Annotated in this window: 13 protein-coding genes and 2 pseudogenes; 6 read left to right on the top strand and 9 right to left on the bottom strand. The window is 69.2% G+C overall.

Going from position 1 to position 22,404, the window contains the following annotated elements; translation table 11 throughout:
• Nucleotides 1–55: 55 nt before the first annotated feature.
• Genes yicI through ACZ69Q_RS09785 form a run of 3 tightly spaced genes read right to left on the bottom strand, consistent with a single transcriptional unit; the run spans nucleotide 56 to nucleotide 3,860 of the window.
• Entirely contained in the window at nucleotides 56–2,338 is a 2,283-nt protein-coding gene (yicI, locus tag ACZ69Q_RS09795) for an alpha-xylosidase (protein ID WP_471039122.1), read from the bottom strand.
• Complete coding sequence (locus ACZ69Q_RS09790) at nucleotides 2,335–3,735, bottom strand: GH1 family beta-glucosidase (RefSeq protein WP_471039118.1); 1,401 nt, start codon at nucleotides 3,733–3,735, stop codon at nucleotides 2,335–2,337. The genes yicI and ACZ69Q_RS09790 overlap by 4 nt, the downstream gene beginning before the upstream one ends.
• Nucleotides 3,732–3,860: a hypothetical protein gene (locus ACZ69Q_RS09785; RefSeq protein WP_471039114.1), complete on the bottom strand. Its 129-nt coding sequence runs from the start codon at nucleotides 3,858–3,860 to the stop codon at nucleotides 3,732–3,734. The genes ACZ69Q_RS09790 and ACZ69Q_RS09785 overlap by 4 nt, the downstream gene beginning before the upstream one ends.
• Nucleotides 3,861–4,083: 223 nt before the next feature.
• On the opposite strand from ACZ69Q_RS09785, the gene ACZ69Q_RS09780 reads away from it, so the two are divergent.
• The 4 genes and pseudogenes from ACZ69Q_RS09780 (at nucleotide 4,084) to ACZ69Q_RS09765 (ending at nucleotide 9,843) form a co-directional block, all read left to right on the top strand.
• Nucleotides 4,084–6,123, top strand: coding sequence for a beta-galactosidase (locus tag ACZ69Q_RS09780; protein WP_471039110.1), 2,040 nt, complete (start codon nucleotides 4,084–4,086; stop codon nucleotides 6,121–6,123).
• 108 nt (nucleotides 6,124–6,231) lie between these two features.
• Nucleotides 6,232–6,666 (top strand): annotated as a pseudogene (locus tag ACZ69Q_RS09775) (beta-xylosidase family glycoside hydrolase); the annotation flags it as partial.
• 79 nt (nucleotides 6,667–6,745) lie between these two features.
• The gene (locus tag ACZ69Q_RS09770; RefSeq protein WP_471039103.1) at nucleotides 6,746–8,512 is read left to right on the top strand and encodes a cellulase family glycosylhydrolase; all 1,767 of its coding nucleotides are present in this window, start codon (nucleotides 6,746–6,748) and stop codon (nucleotides 8,510–8,512) included.
• A 206-nt stretch (nucleotides 8,513–8,718) separates the two neighbouring features.
• Nucleotides 8,719–9,843, top strand: a complete 1,125-nt coding sequence (locus ACZ69Q_RS09765; RefSeq protein ID WP_471039100.1) for a glycoside hydrolase family 12 protein — start codon at nucleotides 8,719–8,721, stop codon at nucleotides 9,841–9,843.
• 62 nt (nucleotides 9,844–9,905) lie between these two features.
• Here ACZ69Q_RS09765 and ACZ69Q_RS09760 read toward each other — a convergent pair whose 3' ends face one another.
• A complete protein-coding gene (locus ACZ69Q_RS09760) occupies nucleotides 9,906–10,805 on the bottom strand; it encodes a CE1 family esterase (RefSeq protein ID WP_471039098.1) in 900 nt (299 codons plus the stop codon).
• 64 nt (nucleotides 10,806–10,869) lie between these two features.
• Nucleotides 10,870–12,516 carry a glycoside hydrolase family 27 protein gene (locus tag ACZ69Q_RS09755; RefSeq protein ID WP_471039095.1) on the bottom strand — a complete coding sequence of 549 codons (1,647 nt, stop codon included), beginning with the start codon at nucleotides 12,514–12,516 and terminating at the stop codon, nucleotides 10,870–10,872.
• 422 nt (nucleotides 12,517–12,938) lie between these two features.
• Between ACZ69Q_RS09755 and ACZ69Q_RS09750 the strand changes: the two genes are divergently transcribed.
• Both ACZ69Q_RS09750 and ACZ69Q_RS09745 read left to right on the top strand, forming a co-directional pair.
• Nucleotides 12,939–14,564, top strand: coding sequence for a glycoside hydrolase family 43 protein (locus ACZ69Q_RS09750; RefSeq protein ID WP_471039091.1), 1,626 nt, complete (start codon nucleotides 12,939–12,941; stop codon nucleotides 14,562–14,564).
• Between the two features lie 53 nt (nucleotides 14,565–14,617).
• Nucleotides 14,618–16,636 (top strand): glycoside hydrolase, encoded by a 2,019-nt coding sequence (locus ACZ69Q_RS09745; RefSeq protein ID WP_471039088.1) that lies wholly within the window; start codon nucleotides 14,618–14,620, stop codon nucleotides 16,634–16,636.
• 115 nt (nucleotides 16,637–16,751) lie between these two features.
• Here ACZ69Q_RS09745 and ACZ69Q_RS09740 read toward each other — a convergent pair whose 3' ends face one another.
• From ACZ69Q_RS09740 to ACZ69Q_RS09725, 4 genes and pseudogenes are all read right to left on the bottom strand, one after another.
• The gene (locus ACZ69Q_RS09740) at nucleotides 16,752–17,468 is read right to left on the bottom strand and encodes a glycoside hydrolase family 12 protein (RefSeq protein ID WP_471039086.1); all 717 of its coding nucleotides are present in this window, start codon (nucleotides 17,466–17,468) and stop codon (nucleotides 16,752–16,754) included.
• 231 nt (nucleotides 17,469–17,699) lie between these two features.
• Nucleotides 17,700–19,667, bottom strand: a complete 1,968-nt coding sequence (locus ACZ69Q_RS09735) for a beta-galactosidase (RefSeq protein ID WP_471039083.1) — start codon at nucleotides 19,665–19,667, stop codon at nucleotides 17,700–17,702.
• Complete coding sequence (locus ACZ69Q_RS09730) at nucleotides 19,667–21,310, bottom strand: hypothetical protein (protein ID WP_471040182.1); 1,644 nt, start codon at nucleotides 21,308–21,310, stop codon at nucleotides 19,667–19,669. The genes ACZ69Q_RS09735 and ACZ69Q_RS09730 overlap by 1 nt, the downstream gene beginning before the upstream one ends.
• Nucleotides 21,311–21,827: 517 nt before the next feature.
• Nucleotides 21,828–22,082 (bottom strand): annotated as a pseudogene (locus ACZ69Q_RS09725) (Tat pathway signal sequence domain protein); the annotation flags it as partial.
• Nucleotides 22,083–22,404 lie beyond the last annotated feature (322 nt).

Genomic DNA, 22,404 nt, shown 5'->3' with positions numbered 1-22,404 from the left:
TCGAGGGCGAAAGCGCCCTCTGGACAGCAAATGCACCGGGTCGAAAAGCACCCACTCAGTTCTCGTAGCGCAACTCGGTCGTCGCCCGCCCCTCGGTGCCGGTGTGCACGGTGCCGTCGGGGCCGCCGATGCGCAGTCGCCAGGGGTGCGGGCTGTCGGTCGTGACGCGGAGGTGGTCTCCCTCGCGGTGGACGTCGAAGCAGGCCGTCTCACCGGGGCCGTCCGTGCGCGGGATGACGACCGTGCGTCGGGCACCGTCGGCGAAGGCGTGCACCCTCAGTTCGACGCCGTCGGCCCAGGCCGAGACCGGGCGCTGGTCGTCGGCGGCGAGGGGGATGACGGAGTCGGGGCGGGCGAGCAGCGGCAGGGTGTGGAAGCCGTGCCGCTCGCGTACCCAGTTGGGGCCGGTGACCTGGGCGCCGGTCAGGATGTTGGTCCACGTGCCCTCGGGCACGTAGTACTCGACCGTGCCGTCGTCGGTGAAGACGGGCGCGACGAGCAGGTCGTCCCCGAGCATGTACTGCCGGTCGAGCACGGCGGCGGTGGGGTCGTCGGGGAACTCCAGGACCATCGCCCGCATCACCGGGATGCCGGTGGTGTGGGCCTGCTGGGCGGCGCGCTGGAGGTACGGGGCGAGGCGGTTTTTGAGGAGGGTGAACTCGCGGGTGACCTCGACGGCTTCCTCGCCGTAGTCCCACGGGACGCGGTACGACTTGCTGCCGTGCAGGCGGCTGTGCGAGGAGAGCAGCCCGAACTGCACCCATCGCTTGAAGACGGTCGGCGTCGGGGTGCCCTCGAAGCCGCCGATGTCGTGGCTCCAGAAGCCGAACCCGGACAGGCCGAGCGAGAGTCCGCCGCGCAGTGACTCGGCCATGGCACCGAAGGTGGAGTCGCAGTCGCCGCCCCAGTGCACCGGGTACTGCTGGCCGCCGGCGGTGGCCGAGCGGGCGAACAGCATCGCCTCGCCCTCGCCGCGCTCCTCGCGGAGCAGGTCGAAGACGGCCTGGTTGTAGAGATGGGTGTAGTAGTTGTGCATCCGCTCCGGGTCGGAGCCGTCGTGCCAGACGACGTCGGTGGGGACGCGTTCGCCGAAGTCGGTCTTGAAGCAGTCCACGCCCTGGTCGAGCAGGGTGCGCAGTTTGCCGGTGTACCAGTCGCGGGCGGCCGGGTTGGTGAAGTCGACCAGGGCCATGCCCGGTTGCCACAGGTCCCACTGCCACACACTGCCGTCCGGGCGGCGTACGAGGTGGCCCTCGCGCATGCCCTCCTCGAACAGCTCGGACTTCTGGGCGATGTAGGGGTTGATCCAGGCGGAGATCCGCAGTCCCCGGTCCTTCAGCCGGGCCAGCATGCCCGCCGGGTCGGGGAAGGTCTCGGCGTCCCACTCGAAGTCGCACCACTGGTAGGCGCGCATCCAGAAGCAGTCGAAGTGGAAGACGCTCAGCGGGATGCCGCGCTCGGCCATACCGTCGATGAAGCCCTGGACGGTGGCCTCGTCGTAGTCGGTCGTGAACGACGTGGTCAGCCACAGGCCCAGTGCCCAGGCGGGCGGCAGGGCCGGGCGCCCGGTCAGCGAGGTGTAGCGCTCCAGGACCTGCTTCGGAGTCGGCCCGTATACGACGAAGTACTCCAGCGACTGGTCCTCGACGCTGAACTGGACCTGGCCGACGGCCTCCGAGCCGACCTCGTAGCCGACCTTGCCCGGGTGGTTCACGAAGACGCCGTATCCACGGTTGGTCAGGTGGAACGGGATGTTCTTGTAGGCCTGTTCGCTGCTGGTGCCGCCGTCGGCCTGCCAGATGTCCACCACCTGCCCGTTCTTGATGAACGGGGTGAACCGCTCCCCCAGCCCGTAGACCAGTTCACCTACTCCCAGGGCGAGTTGGGCGACCATGTGGTGCCGGCCCTCGGCGTCGGTGACGAATCCGGTGCCGCGCTCGCCGGCGGAGGTCAGCACGCGCCCGCCGGCGGTGAACTCCAGTCGCCACGGCTGTTCCGTGTCCACCCGCAGCGTCAGTTCGCCGGAGGCCAGTTCCAGCACCGCTCCCTCCCGGCTCACCTTGCCGGCGCCGGCATCGGCTCCGGGCAGCGCGAACTCCGGTCCCCGGCGCACCGATCCGGCGTGGTGGGTGGTCCGCACACCGATGACCCCCTCGGCAGGGGACCAGCACTCCACGGTCAGCAGCGGGCTGTTGAGGGTCTGCCCGCGTCGGCTGACGTGTTTCACGGGTGCGTACAGGGTCATCCGGTGGTCGTCGACGCGAACATCGCCGACCTCGGTGGCATAGCGGGCGGTGCAGCCCGGACGCATCAGCCAGTAGCCGTCCGTGAACTTCATCGGGCAGGTCCCTCCGTCCGCGCGCGGTGCGCGGTGATCAGGCCCCGGTACCAGTGGTAGCTGTCCTTGGGGGTCCGGGTCAGGGTGTCGTAGTCGATATGGACGAGGCCGAAGCGCTGGTCATAGCCTCGCGCCCACTCGAAGTTGTCCAGCAGCGACCAGGCGTAGTAGCCGCGTACGTCCACACCGGCGTCGACGGCGTCGGCAACGGCGGCGAGGTGGTCGGCGAGGTAGCCGACGCGGTCGGGGTCGTGGACGCGTCCGTCGGGTGAGACCGTGTCGGCCTCCGCGGAGCCGTTCTCGGTGATCCAGATCGGCGGCAACTGCGGGTAGCGGGCGTGCAGGTCGCGGAGCAGCTCGGTGAACGCGGACGGGACGACCGGCCAGCCCATGGTGGTGTGCCGGGTGCCGTACGGGTCCAGTTCGGTCACGCCGACGTCCACGGCGGTGCGCTGCTCGGGGTCGGCCACTTGGTGTGGTGCGGCGGCCACGGTGAGGGGCCGGTAGAAGTTGATGCCCACGAATTCCAGTGGGGTGCCGATCAGGTCCAGGTCGCCCGGCAGCCGCCAGGGGCCGTCGGCGAGCCCGGCCCAGGTCTCGGCCTCGTACCGGGGATGGCGTCCGGCGAAGAGCGGTTCCGTCCAGATGTCGTTGTGCAGGGTCTCGGCGCGGCGCAGGGCGGCGCGGTCCTCGGGCCGGTCGGAGGCGGCGTGGATGCGGTCCAGGTTGAGGGTGATGCCGATCTCCCGGGCCCCCGACGCGCGCAGGGCGCTCACGGCGAGTCCGTGGCCGACGAGCAGGTGGTGGGCGGCGGCCAGGGCGCCCCATCCCTCCCGCGCGCCGGGGGCGTGCCGGCCCTCGGCGTAGCCGACGAAGGCGGAGCAGTAGGGCTCGTTCAAGGTGATCCAGCGTTCCACCCGGTCGCCGAAGCGGTCTGCGGCGAGCGCCGCGTACGCCGCGAAGGCATGGGCGGTCTCCCGCACGCGCCAGCCGCCACGGTCTTCCAGGGCCTGCGGGAGGTCCCAGTGGTAGAGGGTGACTGCGGGGGCGACACCGGCGGCCAGCAGGTCGTCGATGAGGCGGTCGTAGAAGTCCAACCCCTTGGCGTTGACCGGTCCGACACCCTGGGGCAGCAGCCGGGACCAGGCGATCGAGAAGCGGTAGCCGTCGACGCCGAGATCGAGCAGCAGCGCCACGTCCTCGAGGTGGCGGTGGTAGTGGTCGGCGGCTACGTCGCCGGTGGCACCCGCGCGAGTGCGCCCGGGGGTGTGGCTGAAGGTGTCCCAGATGGACGGTCCACGGCCGTCCTCGTCATGGGCGCCCTCGATCTGGTAGGCGGACGTGGCCGCACCGAAGCGGAATCCGGCGGGCAGCTTCGGGAAAGGCGGGGTGCTCACTCGGAACCGTCCGTCCAGGTGTGGCGGTCGCCGGTGGCCGCACGCGCGACCTCGGCTTCGAAGTGGGTGATCTCGGCGTAGGCGGTGCCGAGGCGCGCGGTGCTGGAGGACGACGGAGAAGCCACGAGACAGATCCCTCGGCAGTCGGGCGTGTACGGGGGGCGGAGACAGAGATGGACAATGAGTTGTCGAAGCGCATCGACGCTGTCATTTTCGCTCACTGGCTGTCAATGGACCAGTAGAGACAAAGTTTTCCTCCCACACGAGCTCTTGTTTCGCTCGAAACACGTCCGTTACCTTCCCTCGCAAGTGAAGCGCTTCGACAGTGCACGGGAAAGGCTCACCGCCATGACGGCACGCAGCATCACCGACCGCCTGGGCGGCCTCGCCTTCGGCGGCGACTACAACCCCGAGCAGTGGGACGAGCCGGTCTGGAAGGAGGACGACGAACTCATGCGCCGGGCCAGGGTCAACCTGGCCACCCTCGGAGTCTTCTCCTGGGCCCTGCTCGAACCGGAGCAGGGACGCTACGACTTCACCTGGCTGGACGCCCACATCGAACGCCTCCACGCGAACGGCGTGGCCGTCGACCTCGCCACCCCGACCGCCTCCCCGCCGCCCTGGTTCACCCTCGCCCACCCCGAGGTGCTGGCGGTCAGGGCCGACGGCACCCGCCTCGTGCACGGCAGCCGCGACACCTACTGCCTGGCCTCGCCCGCCTACCGCAGCGCGGCCCGCCGGATCGCCTCCGCGCTGGCCGAACGGTACGGCGACCACCCCGCCCTCGCGCTGTGGCACGTGCACAACGAGTACGGCACGCTCTGCTGGTGCGACCACGCGGCGGCCGCGTTCCGAGTGTGGTTGCGCGCCCGGCACGGCTCGCTGGACGCCCTCAACGAAGCTTGGGGAACGGCCTTCTGGAGCCAGCGCTACACCTCCTGGGAACAGGTGCTGCCGCCCCGCGCGACGCAGTACCACAAGAACCCCGGCCAGACTGTGGACTTCCATCGCTTCTGGGGTGACGAGATCGTCGCCGCCTACTGCGAGCAGCGCGACGCGATCCGCGAGCACAGCGACCGCCCGGTGACGACGAACCTGATGCTGCCGTACTACCTGCGGCTCAACCTGTGGGCGTTCGCCCGCGAACTCGACGTCGTCAGCTCCGACCAGTACCCGGACGCGAACGGCCTCGACGGCGCCGCACATGTGGCCTACTACGCCGACCGCTCCCGCTCCCTGGCCGGCGGCCGCCCGTGGCTGCTGATGGAGCAGGGCACCAGCACGGTCTACGACGGCGATCAGGTCATCGGCAAGGAGCCGGGTGATGTACTGCGCCACAGCCTCGGCCACATCGCGCGCGGTTCGGAGGGCGCCCTGTTCTTCCAGTGGCGGCAGTCCCGGGCGGGCGCCGAGACCTGGCACTCGGCGATGCTCCCGCACGCGGGCCCCGACAGCCGTATCTTCCGCGAGGTCACGCAGACCGGTGAGGCGGTCGCCGCGCTCGGGGAGCTGGCTGGATCGACGGTCACCGCGCAGGTGGCCGTGCTCGACGACCCGGACGCCATGTGGGCACTGGAGGCGGACGGGCTGCCCTCCTCCCGCCTCGACTACCACGCGCCGCTCGCCGGGGCGCACCGCGCGCTGTGGGACGCGGGCGTCACGGTCGACTTCGCCCACCCGGAGCACGAGTTGGGCCGCTACCGGCTGGTCATCGCCCCCTCCCTGTTCCTGCTGTCCGACAAGGGTGCGCAGAACCTGCGCCGTTACGTCGAGGGCGGGGGGACGCTCCTCGTCCAGCACGCCACCGGCTATGTCGACGACCGCATGCACGCCCGGCTCGGCGGCTACCCGGCCACACCGCTGCGCGAGGCACTGGGCATCCGCGTCGAGGAGCACCGGCCGCTGCGGACGGAGGAGCGGATCACCCTGTCCGACGGCTCGCACGGCACCGTCTGGAGCGAGTCCCTGCGCACCGAGGGCGCCGAAACGCTCGCCGCCTACACCCACGGCATGCTCGCCGACAGCCCGGCGCTCACGCGGCACCGCTTCGGCACCGGACAGGGCTGGTATCTCTCCACCCGCCTGGACGACGCCGATTACGGCGCTCTGGTCGGACGGCTCCTGAAGGAAGCCGGCGTCGAGCCGGAGCTGCCGGACCTGCCGGCCGGTGTCGAGGCCGTCACCCGGCACGCGGCCGACGGCCGTCGCTGGCACGTCCTGATCAACCACACCGAGGACGCCGTGCCTCTGCCGGATCCCGCCCACGACCTGCTCACCGGCCGGACGGCCCACGAACTGCCGCCCGGCGCCTGCGCGGTCCTGCGCGGCCACTGGCCTGGAAACGGCCACCATAGAAACGGAACAGCGGAGATTTCGCTGGGGTCATGAGGCCCTGCACCTCGAATTCGCCCTCGGCGACGACGGCAGCGCCCACCTGACGCACCTCGGACGGCCGGACGAGGCGGGCAACGGCCCGCGTGGGTCCCTGCCTCTGGTCGAGCGGTCGACCCGGAGCAGGGGCGCGGCGGCCTCGCCGTACGGCTGGACGAGCGGCACCACTACGCGATCGAGGCATCCGGCACGGAGGTGCGGGTGATCTCACGCGTCGGCTCCCTGCGCACGGTCGTGGCCGCCCAGTCCGTGCCCGCCGGGCCTGTGGCCCTCGCCCTCGCCGTCACCGTCACCGTCACCGACCCACCGTCACCGCACGGGCCCTGCACCGGACCCGACGTCGTCTCCCTGGGCATCGAAGCCCCGGACGGAACCTTCACCGAACTCGCGACCCTCGACGGCCGCTACCTGTCCACGGAGGTCGCCGGCGGCTTCACCGGCCATGTCACCGGCATGTACGCCGCGGCAGGCACTGTCCACTTCGACTGGTTCGACTACGAGCCCCCTCGACGAGTGAACCCACCTCCTCCTGACCACTGAACCAGGGTCCCCTCCGATCACTGACGCAACCGATCCGAACCGTCGGCCGAAAGGCACGACCGACCGAAAGGCACGACACGTGAAGGACATGCGGCAACCCGCGCGCCACCCCGGACGCGGCCCAGGACGCCTCGCCGGCCTGCTGATGGCGCTGCTCGTCATCCTGGGACTGGCCGGCAGCACCGCGATCGCCGCGCCCGGCGGCACGGCACAGCAGGGAGGCTCCCCGGTCAAGGTTCCGGCCCGCGCCATGGACGCCGTCGCGGCGATGCAGCCGAGCTGGAACCTGGGCAACACCCTGGACGCGATTCCGGAGGAGACGTCCTGGGGCAACCCCAAGGCCACCAGGGAGCTGTTCAAGACCGTACGGGCGCAGGGCTTCCGCAGCGTCCGCATCCCGGTGACCTGGAGCAACTACCAGAAGGACACCGCGCCGTACGCCGTCGACGCCGCGTACATGAGCCGTGTCAAGCAGGTGGTGGACTGGGCACAGGCCGAGGACCTCTACGTCGTGCTCAACGTGCACCACGACTCCTGGCAGTGGGTCTGGAAGATCTCCACGGACCGCGACCAGGTGCTCGCCCGCTTCGATTCCCTGTGGACGCAGGTCTCCGCGGCGTTCCGCGACGAGCCGCGCACCCTGCTCTTCGAGAGCATCAACGAACCGAGCTTCGGCGACGTCACGGACGCGCGGAAGGCCGAGTTGGTGCATGAGCTGAACACCTCGTTCCACAAGGTCGTCCGCGCTTCGGGCGGCGGGAACAAGAACCGTCTGCTCGTCCTGACCACACCGGGTGGCACCCCGTCCCAGGACTTCATGGACAGCCTCAACAACACGATCAGCGGGCTGCGCGACAAGAACCTCGTCGCCACCGTGCACTACTACAGCTTCTTCCCGTTCAGTGTGAACATCGCCGGCGGCACCCGGTACGACGACAAGGCCCGGAACGACGCGGACGACGTCTTCGCCCGGATGAAGCATGTCTTCACCGACCGGGGCATCCCCGTCTACGTCGGTGAGTACGGCCTGCTCGCCTACCCCGACGACAACCACCCCTCCCGCATCGAGCGGGGCGAGGCACTGAAGTACTACGAGCACATCGGGCACCTGGCGCGCACCGCCGGTGTGACCACCGCCCTGTGGGACCCGGGCTTCGCCTACCTGAACCGCGAGACCCTGAAGTGGCGCGACCCCGCGCTCTTCGCGTGGATCAAATCGAGCTGGACCACACGCTCCGGAACCACCTCCTTCGACCGGATCTACCTGAAGAAGTCCGGCCGGATCGAGGAGCAGTCGCTCACCCTGAACCGCAACGGCTTGAAGTTCCGCGGGCTGTGGCACGGCGACACCAAGCTGGCCGAGGGCCGGGACTACACCCTCTTCGAGGACCGGATCACCCTGAGGGCATCGACGCTGACCAAGCTGGCCGGTGACCGTGCGTACGGAGTCAACTCGACGCTCCAGGCCCAATTCTCGAAGGGTCTGCCCTGGCAGATCGACGTGATCACGTACGACACCCCGGTTCTTTCGGACACCACGGGCACGAAGGACGGGTTCGCCATTCCCACGAAGTACCAGGGAGACGACCTGGCGACGATGGAGGCCACGTACGCCGACGGCACCAACGCCGGCCCGACGAGCTGGACTCCGTTCCAGGAGTTCAACATCGCCTTCCGGCCGGACGTCCCGAACGGCACGATCATCCTGACCGCCGAGACGCTCAAGTCCCTGCGTGACGGCGAACCGGCGACGCTGACCTTCCACTTCCACAGCGGCGCCAAGGTGAAGTACAAGGTCACGAAGTCCGGAGACTCTGTCACCGGTACGGCTGTCAGGGAATCCTGACCGACAGGCCCCTCGCCCTGGTTGCCCACGTCGCGGGCAACCAGGGCATCGGCGTCTCCGCATGCCATCCCTTTCGACGCACACCCTTGTCAGGGACATGCAAATTTCCTACAGTCCGTCAGCAACAGCACATGGGAGCGCTCCCACTCATGCGGAGGCGGGGCGCCCCACACCCCGTCCGGCCGCACCTCCGAAAGAGGTCCCGCATGCGACCGCTACCCCACCTTTCCCGCACCGTGCGCGGCACATTGGGCACGCTCGTCACCGCGCTCGCCACCGTCGCCGCGCTGTTCGCCGCCACGCCCCCGGCCCAAGCCGACACGACTGTCTGCGAACAGTTCGGCTCGACAGTCGTCCAGGGGCGCTACGTCGTCCAGAACAACCGCTGGGGCACCAGCGAGCCCCAGTGCGTCACCGCCACCGACACCGGCTTCCGGCTCACCCGGGCCGACGGTTCCGTGCCCACCACCGGCGGGCCGAAGTCGTACCCGTCCCTCTTCAACGGCTGCCACTACACCAACTGCTCGCCGGGCACCAACCTCCCCGCGCAACTCTCCCGCATCTCCAGCGCGCCGAGCAGCATCTCGTACGGCTACGTCGGCGACGCCGTCTACAACGCCTCTTACGACATCTGGCTGGACCCGACGCCCCGCACGGACGGCGTGAACAAGACCGAGATCATGATCTGGCTCAACAAGGTGGGCCCGATCCAGCCCATCGGCTCCCGGGTCGGCACGGCCACCGTGGGCGGACGCACCTGGCAGGTGTGGTCGGGCGGCAACGGCTCCAACGACGTGCTCTCCTTCGTCGCCCCGTCGGCGATCGGCGGCTGGAGCTTCGACGTCATGGACTTCGTACGGCAGGCCGTGGCCCGTGGCCTGGCACAGAACAACTGGTACCTGACCAGCGTTCAGGCCGGCTTCGAGCCCTGGCAGAACGGCGCGGGGCTGGCCGTGAACTCGTTCTCGTCCACCGTCAACACTGGCGGTGGACCCAGCGGCCCGGGCGATGCCACGAGCTGCGCGGTGTCGTACGCCACGAACGTGTGGCAGGGCGGCTTCACCGCGAACGTCACCGTCGCCAACACCGGTTCGGCACCCGTCGACGGCTGGCGCCTCGCGTTCACCCTGCCCTCCGGCCAGCAGGTCACCAGCACTTGGAACGCCTCCCTCTCCTCGTCCTCGGGGTCCGTCACAGCGAGCGGTCTGACGCACAACGCGGGCATCGCCCCCGGCGGCAGCCAGACGTTCGGGTTCCAGGGCACCTACAGCGGCACCTTCGCCGCGCCGGGCGATTTCAGTCTGAACGGGAGCACCTGCACCAAGACATGACGTGACGTGACCGGCGCCGGGCGCTTGCTCAGCGCCCGGCGCCTTGTCAGCCGTCTACCTGGTCACTTCGGTGCACGGAACTGTGTGAAGAACTTCCACACCTCTCCCGGCAGCCAGGTCCTGCCGCTGTCGCCCGGGGCCCCGTCCTGTGGCGCGGCGATGTGCCCTTCGTCGAAGGCCGCCCAGACGACCGGATGTCCGGCCGAGCAGCCCGAGTAGGCGGTGACTCGGTGCGTCAGACTGCCCTGCGCCGGCTCGGGCGGATTCTGGGGGGTGCAGCCGTTGTTCCTGACGAACCTGTCCCGCAGGGCCCGTCCGCCGGCGATGCCGAGGACGTTGTCCCTGAGGCCGTGCACGCCGAGGTAGGCGATCGGCTGGTTGCCGCCGCTGCATCCACTGAGCTGCCCGCCGCTCTGTACCGCGACCGCGCGGAAGACCGTCGCGCGGGAACACGCGAGGGCGTACGACATGGCGGCGCCGTAGCTGAATCCCAGAGCGAAGCGCTGTGTCGTGTCGACGCACAGGTCCGTCTCGATGCGCCTGAGCATGTCGTCGACGAACGTGACGTCCTCCCCGCCGTTGTTGGCCCAGCCGTTGTTGAGGCCTTGGGGTGCGACGAAGATGGCGCTGTTGTTCGCCAGTCGCTGGAGTCCGTAGTAGGCCCAGGTGCCCGTTTCCACGGTGCGGCCGGTGGCGACGTCGGTGGAGGTGCCGCCCAGCCAGTGGAATCCGAAGACCAGGCGGTGGGCGCGGTTACGGTCGTAGCCGTCGGGGATGCGCAGGATGAAGCTGCGGGTCTTGCCGCCGCTGGAGATCGTGTACGTACCACTCGTCAGGGTGGGGGCCTTGCCGCAGCCGGAGCTCGGGGCGGCCATCCCGGAGGCCGTGAGCGGGGCGTTCGCGCCCCGGCCGTGGCCCAGTGCCGTGCCTCCCATGCTCAGGACGACCAGCACCGCGATCACGGCGGTACATAAGAAGGATCTTGTCCTCGTCATCGTGAAACTCCCCTTCTGAAGCCGCGGCGGTTCACGCGCGGGTCCACTTCTGGTTGGCCTGGCCGTTGCAGGTCCACAGGACCAGCGGGGTCCCGCCCGCCGTGCCGGCGTCGTTGACGTCGAGGCACAGTCCCGCGTGGACGTTGCGGATCGACCCGTCGGAGCCGACGGTCCACTTCTGGTTGTTCTGGCCGTTGCAGGGCCAGGTGATGACCCGGGTGCCGTTGGTGGTGCCCTGGTTGTAGGCGTCAAGGCACTTGTCGCCGTAGACGCGGATCTCGCCGCCGGCCCAGGTGGTCCAGAGCTGGTTGGCGGCGGTGTGGCAGTCCCAGATCAGTGCCGTGGCCCCGGCCGCGGTAGAGGCGTTGTCGACATCCAGGCAGCGGCCGGATCCGGTGCCGCGCAGGCGTGCGGTGGTGGCGGCGAGCGGGCTGCCGCCGGTCATCTTGAACACGGCGACGCCGTGCGCGGGGACGCTCGCCGAGATCTGGCCGGAGGTGCTGGACGTGGTGCCGGTCCACAGGTCGGTGAGGGTGAACGGCCCACCGGACAGGCCGACCTGCGCGGCCGTGGCGGTGACGGTCGCCGTCCCACCACCCCGGTTGAACAGGCCCACCGCGACGGAGCCGTCGGACAGGGGCTTGGCGAGCACCTCGGTGTCGCCGTCGTCGCGCACTCTGCGCCCGCCCGCGCCCAGCGAGTCCTGGTTCACCGCCAGCAGACGCGGGTTGCGCAGGATCGTGCTCACGTCGGCGGACATGGTGCGGATGTCGTTGCCGGCCATGAGCGGAGCGCCCATCAGTGCCCACAGGGCGAAGTGGGAGCGGGACTCGGTCAGTGACAGGCCGGGACGTCCGACGACCAGCATGTCGGGGTCGTTCCAGTGCCCGGGGCCCGACTGAGCGGCCAGGGGCGCGGTGACGTCCAGGACGTTGCCGACGCCCATCGGATAGCTGTTGGTGTTGTTGTTCTGCCAGATGTCGAGCAGGTCCTCGGTCGTCCGCCACAGGTCGGCGACCTCGCCCCAGTTGTAGGTGGCGCCGGTGATGGCGTGGAAGCTGTTGGGGTTGATGCTGTAGACGATCGGCCGTCCGGTGGCACGCAGGGCGTCACGCATCAGCGTGAACCGCGCGACCTGCTCGTCGCGGGTACCGCTGGAGGAGCACCAGTCGTACTTGAGGTAGTCGACGCCCCACGAGGCGAATGTGGCGGCGTCCTGAGCCTCGTGCCCTCTGCTGCCCGTCGACCCGGGGTAGGCGCCGCTGGTCTGCGCGCAGGTGCGTTCGCCCGGCACCTGGTAGATGCCGAACTTCAGGCCCTTGCTGTGGATGTAGTCCCCGAGCGCCTTCATCCCGCTGGGGAACTTGGTCGGGTTGGCCCGCAGGTTGCCCGCCGCGTCGCGCTGCGGGTCGAACCAGCAGTCGTCGACCACCACGTACCGGTAGCCGGCGTCGCGCATGCCCGAGGACACCATCGCGTCGGCGGCCTGGCGCACCTGAGCCTCGGTGATCCCGCACCCGAAGCTGTTCCAGCTATTCCAGCCGAGCGGCGGGGTGAGCGCCGGACTGCCGGGCGCGGCGGAAGCCGTGGAGTGGGCAGCGGCCGTGACAGTCGCGGCGACCGTCATCGCGACGGCCGCGAAGAGGTGGAGCAGTCGTCTGCCTGATCGTCTGGGCACGGAGGCTCCTTCATGTCACGTTCATGACACCTCGAGGGCGATGCTCTGGGTCGAAATTTCGAATGCAATTCGGAAAGTCGAAGCGTCACGCATCCTAAGGAGGCCACCGAACATGTCAACACCATTCGACATACAGAGTTGGCGCACGACCTCGTACGACCGAATAGAGCCTCGCCGATCTGCGACATCCGGCCAACCGCCCTGCGGCAGCACGACTCCGCCGGGTTCCGAATGTTTCGACTCCTAATGCGAATCATGCGAGAGGTATTGACGTGATCCGTCGACCTCCTATCATCCAAAAGGCCCGACACGCCGACCCTTGTTCGACATTGCGAACGCAATGGATTGATCCGGTCCCTCCGCAACGACCGGGCCACCCAAGGAGAACGCCACTCATGGATCTGTCATGCCCTCATCAACGCATGCCGCGTCGCCGGGCGCTGGCCGCTGCCTCCGGACTGGTCACCGGCGCGTTCCTGCCTCTGGCAGGGTCATCACGGACCGCCGCCGCCTCCGCTTCCTCCCCCAGGTCGGCCGCCCTGGCCGCCGCGGAGTTCACCAACCCGGTGATCTGGCAGGACTTCGCGGATATCGACGTCATCCGCGTCGACAACACCTATTACGCCTCAGCCTCGACCATGCACTACTCGCCGGGCGCACCCGTCCTGCGTTCGTACGACCTGGTGAACTGGGAGATCGCCGGTCACTCGGTGCCGGTCCTCGACTTCGGCGCCAAGTACGACCTGAACGGTGCCCGTGGCTATGTCAGAGGGATCTGGGCATCATCGCTGGCCTACCGTCCGAGCAACAGGACGTTCTACTGGCTGGGCCAGATCGACTTCGCCCGGACGTATCTCTACACCGCCACCGCCGTCGAGGGGCCATGGAGCAGGCTGACGACGATCGGCACGCCGTACTACGACGCGGGGCTGCTCGTCGACAGCGACGACTCCTTGTACGTGGCGTACGGGAACACCACGATCAGCGTGGCCCAGCTCTCGCCCGACGGCCGCGACCAGGTGCGCACGCAGCAGGTGTTCACGACACCGTCCAGTGTCGGCACCCTCGAAGGCTCCCGCTTCTACAAGATCAACGGGCAGTACTACATCTTCCTGACCCGCCCCGCCAACGGCCAGTACATCCTCAAGTCGTCGAGCGGCCCCTTCGGTCCGTACACGATGCGTCAGGTCCTGCTCGACCTGCGCGGGCCGATCCCCGGTGGTGGCGTCCCGCACCAGGGCGGGCTGGTGCAGACGCAGAGCGGTGCCTGGTACTACATGGCCTTCGTCGACGCCTACCCCGGCGGCCGGATGCCCGCCCTGGCACCCGTCACCTGGACCTCGGACGGCTGGCCCGTCGTGCAACTCGTGAACGGCGCGTGGGGCACCTCCTATCCGAGCCCAGCCGTGCCCGCTCCACCCCGCCAGGTCACCCCCATGATCGGCGTCGACACCTTCGACGGCACCGCCCTCAAACCGAGGTGGGAGTGGAACCACAACCCGGACAACACCAAGTGGTCGGTCGGCAACGGCCTCACCCTGCGGACCGCGACCGTCACCAACGACCTGTACTGGGCCCGCAACACCCTCACCCACCGCATCCAGGGCCCCACCTCCACCGCCACGGTCCAGCTCGACCACTCCGCGATGCGGGACGGCGACCGGGCCGGACTCGCGCTTCTGCGTGACTCCTCCGCCTGGATCGGCGTCAAGCGCGAGGGCGGCGCGACGCGGGTGGTGATGGTCAACGGGCTGACCATGGACGGCAGTTGGAACACCACCGGCACGGGCACCGAGGTCGCGAGCGCGGCCGTCCCCGGCGGCCGGATCTGGCTGCGTGCCGGCGCCGACATCCGCCCCGGCTCGGCACGCCCCGGCACCTTCTCCTACAGCACCGACGGGACCACCTTCACCCGCCTCGGGCCCGCGTTCTCCATGGGCAACGACTGGCGGTTCTTCATGGGCTACCGATTCGCCCTCTTCAACCACGCCACGCAGGCACTCGGCGGCACTGTCCGCGTCACGCGGTTCGAGCTGTCCACGCCCTGAACGAACGGAGGATCGCACACCCCGACCCCCCATCCGACCGTACGAGGAGAACCATGAACCCGCTGAAACACCTCGGCCGTCGCCGAGCCTCGCTGCTGGCCCTTCTGGCCGCGGCCGCACTGGTGACGCCGGTTGCCGCGACCGCCGCACCCGATGCCGTCCGGGCCTCCACGCTCGGCGCACAAGCCGCGCAGTCCGGAAGGTACTTCGGGACCGCGGTGGCCGCCGGAAGGCTCGGCGACGGCACGTACACCTCGATCCTGGGCCGCGAGTTCAACTCGGTCACACCCGAGAACGAGATGAAGTGGGACACGACCGAGCCGTCCCGTGGCTCGTTCAACTTCGGCCCCGCCGACCAGATCGTCAACGGCGCGACGTCCCGCGGTCAGCGCTTACGCGGCCACACCCTGGTCTGGCACTCCCAACTGCCCAACTGGGTCAGCTCCATCAGGGACGCGAACACGCTGCGCAGCGTGATGAACAACCACATCACCGGCTTGATGAACCGCTACAAGGGCCGGATCCACTCCTGGGACGTCGTCAACGAGGCCTTCGCCGACGGCGGCAGCGGCCAGCACCGCCCCTCGGTGTTCCAGAACCTGCTGGGCGACGGCTTCATCGAGCAGGCCTTCCGCACCGCGCGGTCGGCCGATCCGGCGGCCAAGCTCTGCTACAACGACTACAACATCGAGAACTGGAGCGACGCGAAGACCCAGGGCGTCTACCGCATGGTGCGCGACTTCAAGGCGCGCGGCGTGCCCATCGACTGCGTCGGCCTCCAGTCGCACTTCGGTACCGGCGGCCCGCCCGCCAGTTTCCAGACGACGCTGTCGAGCTTCGCCGCCCTCGGCGTGGACGTCCAGATCACCGAGCTGGACATCGCCCAGGCACCGCCGACCGCGTACGCGAACACGGTGCGGGCCTGCATGAACGTGGCGCGCTGCACCGGCATCACCGTCTGGGGCATCCGGGACAGCGACTCCTGGCGGGCTTCGGAGAACCCGCTGCTGTTCGACCGGGGCGGCAACAAGAAGCCCGCCTACCAGTCGACGCTCACCGCGCTGGGCGGCACGCCCACGACACGAAGGGCCGACACCTCTTCGGCCCGGTCCGCCGCCGCGCTGCCCTCACGCTTCTCCTGGAGCTCCGGCGGCCCGCTGATCGCCCCCAAGCCGGACTCGACCCACAACATCGCCGGGATCAAGGACCCGACCGTCGTCCAGTACAACGGCAAGTACCACGTGTTCGCGAGCGTCGCCAGCTCCTCCGGATACAACCTGGTGTACCTGAACTTCAGCGACTGGTCCCAGGCCGGCTCGGCCACCCACCACTACCTCGACCGCAGCGCCATCGGCGCCGGCTACCGGGCAGCGCCGCAGGTCTTCTACTACGCGCCGCAACGCCTGTGGTACCTCGTGTACCAGACAGGCAACGCCTCGTACTCCACCAACCCCGACATCAGCAACCCGAACGGGTGGAGCGCGCCCCGCAACTTCTACTCGTCGATGCCCGACATCATCAAGCAGAACATCGGCAACGGCTACTGGGTCGACATGTGGGTGATCTGTGACAGCGCCAACTGCTACCTGTTCTCCTCCGACGACAACGGGCACCTGTACCGCTCCCAGACGACCGTCGGCCAGTTCCCGAACGGCTTCACCAACACCGTCATCGCGGCCCAGGACTCCAAGTACGCCCTGTTCGAGGCGAGCAACGTCTACAAGGTGCAGGGCACCAATCAGTACCTGCTCCTGGTCGAGGCCATCGGATCGGACGGCCGACGCTACTTCCGCTCCTGGACCTCGGGCAGCCTCGCCGGCTCCTGGACACCCCTGGCCGCGTCCGAGAGCAACCCGTTCGCACGGGCCAACAACGTCGCCTTCCCCTCCGGGGCCTGGACCAGGGACATCAGTCACGGCGAGATGATCCGCGCCGGATACGACCAGACACTCACCATCCCCTCCTGCCGGCTCCAGTACCTCTACCAGGGCATGAACCCCAACGCGGGCGGCGACTACAACCTCCTCCCATGGCGGCTCGCCCTCCTCACCCAGACAAACTCGACCTGCTGACCATGTGGGCCCCGCACCACACGTGCGGGGCCCACGCCCACTCTCCGACGCAACTCGGGCCGAGGCCGACCGCGCCTGGCATCAGGCACGGACCGGCCTGGGCCCTGTTGTCGGGTCAGCCGCCGCTGACGGTCAGGTTGTTGGTGTTGAAGTTGAGCCCGCCGGACGACGAGGTGATCTCGTAGCCGAACTGCACCTCACCGATGGTCTCGTTGCCGGCCATCCAGCGTTTGGTGTAGGCGAGCCACTGGAGGATCGGCTTGATGTCCACGTTGCCGGAGTTGGAGTCGGACGTCCGCAGGAACGAGAAGACCTCGTTGGACCCGTTGGTGCCCTTGTAGACGTTCCAGTTGTGGCCGCCGAGGGAGACGTTCCCCTCATAGCCGCCGATCGGGCCGACGGCTCCGTTGTAGTTGACCCAGAGCATGATCTCGTAGTCGTGGTCGGTGTCCCAGATGTCGTACGACGTGTTGTACGCGCCGGACGACGGGACACTGACGTTGTAGTCGCTGCTGAGCCAGCCGAGGGAGTCGATCGTCTTGTTGATCGTCTTCGTCGAGTTGGGGTAGGACTTGATGCCGCCGGTGTTGGGGTGGTCGGCCCAGACACCCCAGCCGGTCCCGGAGTTGGCCCATATGCACTGGCCGCCCGCACCGGAGCCCCAGATGTTGTTGTAGAGCGTGTAGCCGTTCAGATTGGTGCTGGCCCACTGGCCGCAGGAGTTCCAGACTGCCGCCGAAGCGGGGGCGGAGGCCAGTCCGACGGTGGCACCGAGAGCCATCGCCGGCGCGAGCACCGCCATGGTGATCTTGCGCATCGTGCTTTTAACCATGGTGTCCCTTCCACGGGTGGGGGGAAATGTGGGGGTTGCTACCACGCCCCCATGCTGAGGACGTGGTCCTCTCCGGCTACGAGGTCAATCGGCTCCACGTCGCCGGAAGAAGTTCTGACGTACCTCCGTGAGACAGCCCGCCGGGATCGCGGGCGACAGCGCGGGCAAGGGGACCAGCCGGTGGGGTCGGCTGGACAGGCATCTAGATCAGTGCAGGCCCGTTGACCGTGGTCATGACCGGAGCACCGCCACGCCGTAGCGGCCGAGGGTCACCCGGTCGGTCACGGCCTCACCCGTGAGCAGGTCGTGGTGGGTGCCGGGCACCTCGACGGTCACCGGCTCGAGGCCGTGGTTGAGCACGAACAGCACCTCGCCCCGCCGTACCGCCTCGACCTGCTCGGGGACTCCGTCGAGCGCGGGCCGGACACTCGCGCCGGAGGCGATCCGGGTCAGCAGGTCGCGCAGCGCCTCCGGCTCCGGGAGCGTGGAGACGTACCAGGCCCGGCCCTTGCGCAGGACGGCGGGCAGCCCGTCGAGCTCACCGCCCTTGTACGGCAACGCCTCCTCGGCGGTGCCGTCGCCCTCCAGCTCCTCGGACCACATCGAGCCCCGGAAGCCCTCGCAGGTGACGGTCTCCCCCGCGTCCAGCGGCCACCACTCGTGCAGGGTGCGGATGCCGAACAGCTCGCGCAGCCGGGCGTCCATGCCGCCCGGGCGAACCCGGTCGTCCTCGTCGGCGACGGCGGTCTGGAAGCCGGTCACGAGGGTGCCGCCGCCGCTGACGTAGCCGAGGAGGTTTTCGATCGCCGCGTCCGTCATCGCGTAGAGCTGCGGGACGACGACCAGCCGGTAGCCGGTGAGGTCGTGCTCGGGGTGGGCGAAGTCGGTGGTGAGGTGGGCCTCCCACAGGGCGCGGTGCCAGGCGTGGAGGACGGTGGGGTGGTCGACGTGAGTGGAGAGGCGGCCGTCCTGGGAGCCCGCCCACCAGGAATGCCAGTCGTGCAGGATCGCGATGTCCGCACTGATATGACCATCCGTCACCTCCCCGCCGATGCGGGCGAGTTCGGCGCCGAGCTGCTTGACCTCCTGGAAGGTGCGGCCCTGTTCGCCCGCGTGGCTGACCATCCCGGAGTGGAACTTCTCCGCGCCCTGCCGGGACTGGCGCCACTGGAAGTAGCAGACGGCGTCCGCGCCGCGGGCCACGGCCTGCAGGGACCACAGACGGTTGAGTCCGCGCGGCCTGGGGTGGTTCACCCCGCGCCAGTTGACCGGGCCGGCCGCCTGCTCCATGAGCATCCAGGGTCCACGGGCCTGGGAGCGGGTCAGGTCCTGGACGAGAGCGCCGTGCTGGGCGCCCAGGGGGTCGCGCGGATCGGGGTAGATGTCGACGGATACGACGTCCTCCTCCTCGGCCCAGCGCCAGGCGTCCAGGCCGAAGAAGACTGACATGAAGTTGGTGGTGACCGGGATGTGCGGGGTGTGGCGGCGGACGATGTCCCGCTCCGCGGTGTAGCACTCGAGGAGCATGTCGGAGGTGAAGCGCCGGAAGTCCAGCACGTGGCCGGGGTTGCGCATGTAGTGGGGCAGGCGGGGCGGCAGGATGCCGTCCCAGGTGTCGTAGCCCTGGCTCCAGAATGCGGTGCCCCAGGCCTCGTTGACGGCGTCGAGGCTGCCGTACCTGTCCCGCAGCCAGCGACGGAAGGCCGCCGCCGCCTCGTCGCCGTAGTCGTAGGTGCAGTACTCGTTGTTGATGTGCCACATGGTGAGGGCCGGGTGGCCGCAGTAGCGGGCGGCCAGGTCCTCGGTGATGGCTGCGGCGTAGCGCCGGTACGTGGCGCTGGAGTGTGAGAAGTGCTGCCGCCCGCCCCACCACTCGGTGCGGCCGTCCTCGGTGACGGGCAGGGTGTCGGGGTGGAGCCGGCCCATCCAGGGCGGCGGTGAGGAGGTGGGCGTGGCGAGGACGACGCCGATGCCGTTCTCGTGCATCAGGTCCATCAGCCGGTCCAGCCAGCCGAACTCCCGCTCCCCCGGCCGGGGTTCGAGCTTCGCCCAGGAGAAGACGCCGAGGGTGACCGAGTTGACGCCGGCCGCCTTCATCAGCCGGACGTCCTCGTGCCAGGTCCGCTCCGGCCACTGCTCGGGGTTGTAGTCGCCGCCGAAGAGAAGGCGGCCGCGGGTCGCGTCACTCAGGCCGGGCATCAGACCAGCTCCCCGTACTGCACGCCGCGCCCGTTGGTGGTCAGGTGGACCCGGCCGTACTCCCGCGGGTCGCCCGTGATGGCGATGCCGGTCCAGCCCCACTGGTGATGGTCGTCGTTGATCCGCATCCAGGTCCTCGCCTCGTCGTCTGAGCGGTGGATGGCGTTGAAGCCTTCGATGGCGCCGGCCATGTGGATCGCCGGGTAGGAGGCACCCTTGGCGGCCTTGCCGAAGCCCAGGGTGTGCGCGGCCCGGCAGCTTCCGACCTTGGTGAAGCCGGCGCCGCCGTCGGTCGAGCGGTGGAGCCCGTTCTCCTTGGCGCTGAGCCACAGGTCGCCCGAGCGTCCTGGGGCCGCGGCCAGTTGGAAGCCCGCGTCGCCCGAGGGCAGGCCGGTGGCCCGGGCGGTGAAGGTCAGGCCGCTGTCGGTGCCGGCGTGGAGCGTGCCGGCGGTCGTGTCGTAGGCGTAGAAGCAGGTCGGGTCCACGGGGTCCGCGACCAGGAGGGCGCCCTTCGGGAGGGAGGTGACCTCGGACCAGGTGGTGCCGTTGTCCGCCGAGCGCTGCGCCGGGTACACGGTGCCGTCCCAGTGCGCGAGGGACCACAGCGGCACGCTGCCGTCTGAGATCGCGCGCGTGCCGTACAGGGGCGCGCCGATGCCGTGGACGACGTGCTCGGAGTCGAACGGGTCGAGGCCGACGGCCTGGATCCACCAGCCGAACTTGGGCTTGCCCTTGCCCCACTTGAGGTAGGGGGTCTCGGAGACATCGAGGACGGCCGTGTCCTTCAGGGACGTCCAGGTGCGGCCGCCGTCGGTGGAACGGAAGACGGTGTCGCCGTCGGTGGAACGGAAGACGGTGTCGGTCTCGGCCCAGCGGTTGTTGGTGGACACTACGAGCGTCCCGGGCCGGCGGGCGTCGAGGGTGACACCGCCGTAGCCGAATGCGTCGGCGGAGCCGTCGGCCGTGGTTCCGCTGGGCTTCACCGGGGTGACATCGGTCCACTTGCCGTCGGCGGTACGCAGTTTGTGCACGCCGCCGTCCGACTGCCCGTTGGGGCCGGGGGCGTTGGCGGTCACATACAGCTCGCGCGCGTGCTTGTCGTACGCGGCACGGATCGGCACCTTGGCGGCGGTGCCGGTGGGCTGCCCGGGGACCGCCTCCCGGGTCGCGCCGTCGGACGTGCTCCGTTCACCGCATCCGCGCCCGTCCTCATTGGCGCCGAGCTGCACGGTGAGGTCGGTGCGCTTCCAGGTGGCACCCCGGTCCTCGGAGCGCAGCACGGCCCCGTTGCCGGCCCAGGACTGGGCGTAGGTGCCGAGTTCGAGGTAGACACGGTCGAGGTGGGCGGGGTCGACGGCCATGGCCTCGACGCCGAGGAGGTTCCAGTCGTCCCATCCGAGGTGGTCGGTCAGCGGGACCCAGCGGTCGGTGCGGTAGTCCCAGCGGTAGGCGCCCCCGATGTCGGTCCGGGCGTCCCAGCGGTAGGCGCCCCCGATGTCGGTCCGGGCGTCCCAGCGGTAGGCACCCCCGATGTCGGTCCGGGCGTCCCAGCGGTAGGCACCCCCGATGTCGGTCCGGGCGTAGGCGAGCCCTCGCGCCGACGGATGGAACAGCACCCCGGTGATGAACCCGGTGCCGCCCATGACGGCGTTGCGCCACCGGTAGCCGCTCTTCGCGACGGCCGCGGAATCGGCGGACTGAGCCTGCCCCGAAACCGTCAGCAGGGAGACGACCGCAGCGACTGCGGCGGAGCCGGCCAGAACGGACCGCCTGCTGAGGTGAAACGTGCTCATGACATACCTCGGTCTTGGCGAAAGGAGAAGTTGAGCGATGACCAGGGGCGCCGGGACCTGCGCGTCCGGCCACGGCAGAGCCGCGGGCGGCACACGACGGCAGGACCTGTGGCCGGACTCGCGATGAGCGGTCTCAGCCCTTAATGGCTCCGGTGAGCATGCCCTTCGCAGCGCTCCATAGCAGCGGGTCGTCGAGCATCCGCGAGAACCGCTCCACGCTGACCCAGGGGCTGTGGAAGATCGCCGTGATGCCGTTGCCGGAGACGTACTGGTCGTAGTCCGCCGGCTCCTCGACGGCCGCAGGGGGACGAGTCCCGTCGGGCCTGCTCCCGGCCGTGATGGACATCAGTTGCCACTGCCGTTGGGAGACCTTGCCGGTGTAGCCGGCCGGCGAACCGCTCTCCGACGGCAGGTCCGGCTTGGCGACCGTACTTGCGACGTATGTCGGGAGCAGTTTGTCGGCGTCCTTGCCCGAGGTGGCCCCCTCGCGCGAACCGCTGTCCGAACCGCCGCAGGCGGTGAGCAGCGGCATCCCACCAGCCACCGCTGCGGGGGCGACCGCCGTGGAGGCGAGAAGGCTTCTCCGGCTGGGCGCGGAGATGAAGACGGCGTTCGGCGTCATTGCGTCAACCCTTCATGTCGCACCTGGACATCCTGCGGGGGCGTCGGCTGCAGTGTCGTGACTGGAACTGGCTGAGCTGAAACGGACATCCCATTAACGGCATGATTTTCAGTCGAAGCGCTTCGATGTTGCTGCGAGGTTAAGTGAACACCCATGGGTACACAAGGGTCGTTTCCAAGATTCATCGGAGGTACGGGAGTGGAGCCTCCGTATGCCCTGCTTGAGGCAACGTGTTGATCTCTTGACTTCCCCTTGACGCCAGTTGAGTATCGAAGCGCTTCGAAAAAGTTCGGATCTCTGCACCGGGGCCGGCGCGAGGCGC

This window comes from Streptomyces sp. NPDC036764 (genome assembly GCF_055609385.1).
Note: the sequence above shows the minus strand (reverse complement) of the source record. Positions and strands in the feature narration are given on the sequence as shown.

Excerpts from the sequence above, each read along its gene's own strand:
- yicI (WP_471039122.1), bottom strand. The coding sequence starts at position 2,338 with ATGAAGTTCACGGACGGCTACTGGCTGATGCGTCCGGGCTGCACCGCC.
- ACZ69Q_RS09780 (WP_471039110.1), top strand. The coding sequence starts at position 4,084 with ATGACGGCACGCAGCATCACCGACCGCCTGGGCGGCCTCGCCTTCGGC.
- ACZ69Q_RS09765 (WP_471039100.1), top strand. The coding sequence starts at position 8,719 with ATGCGACCGCTACCCCACCTTTCCCGCACCGTGCGCGGCACATTGGGC.
- ACZ69Q_RS09750 (WP_471039091.1), top strand. The coding sequence starts at position 12,939 with ATGCCGCGTCGCCGGGCGCTGGCCGCTGCCTCCGGACTGGTCACCGGC.
- ACZ69Q_RS09745 (WP_471039088.1), top strand. The coding sequence starts at position 14,618 with ATGAACCCGCTGAAACACCTCGGCCGTCGCCGAGCCTCGCTGCTGGCC.
- ACZ69Q_RS09740 (WP_471039086.1), bottom strand. The coding sequence starts at position 17,468 with ATGGTTAAAAGCACGATGCGCAAGATCACCATGGCGGTGCTCGCGCCG.
- ACZ69Q_RS09735 (WP_471039083.1), bottom strand. The coding sequence starts at position 19,667 with ATGCCCGGCCTGAGTGACGCGACCCGCGGCCGCCTTCTCTTCGGCGGC.
- ACZ69Q_RS09730 (WP_471040182.1), bottom strand. The coding sequence starts at position 21,310 with ATGGGCGGCACCGGGTTCATCACCGGGGTGCTGTTCCATCCGTCGGCG.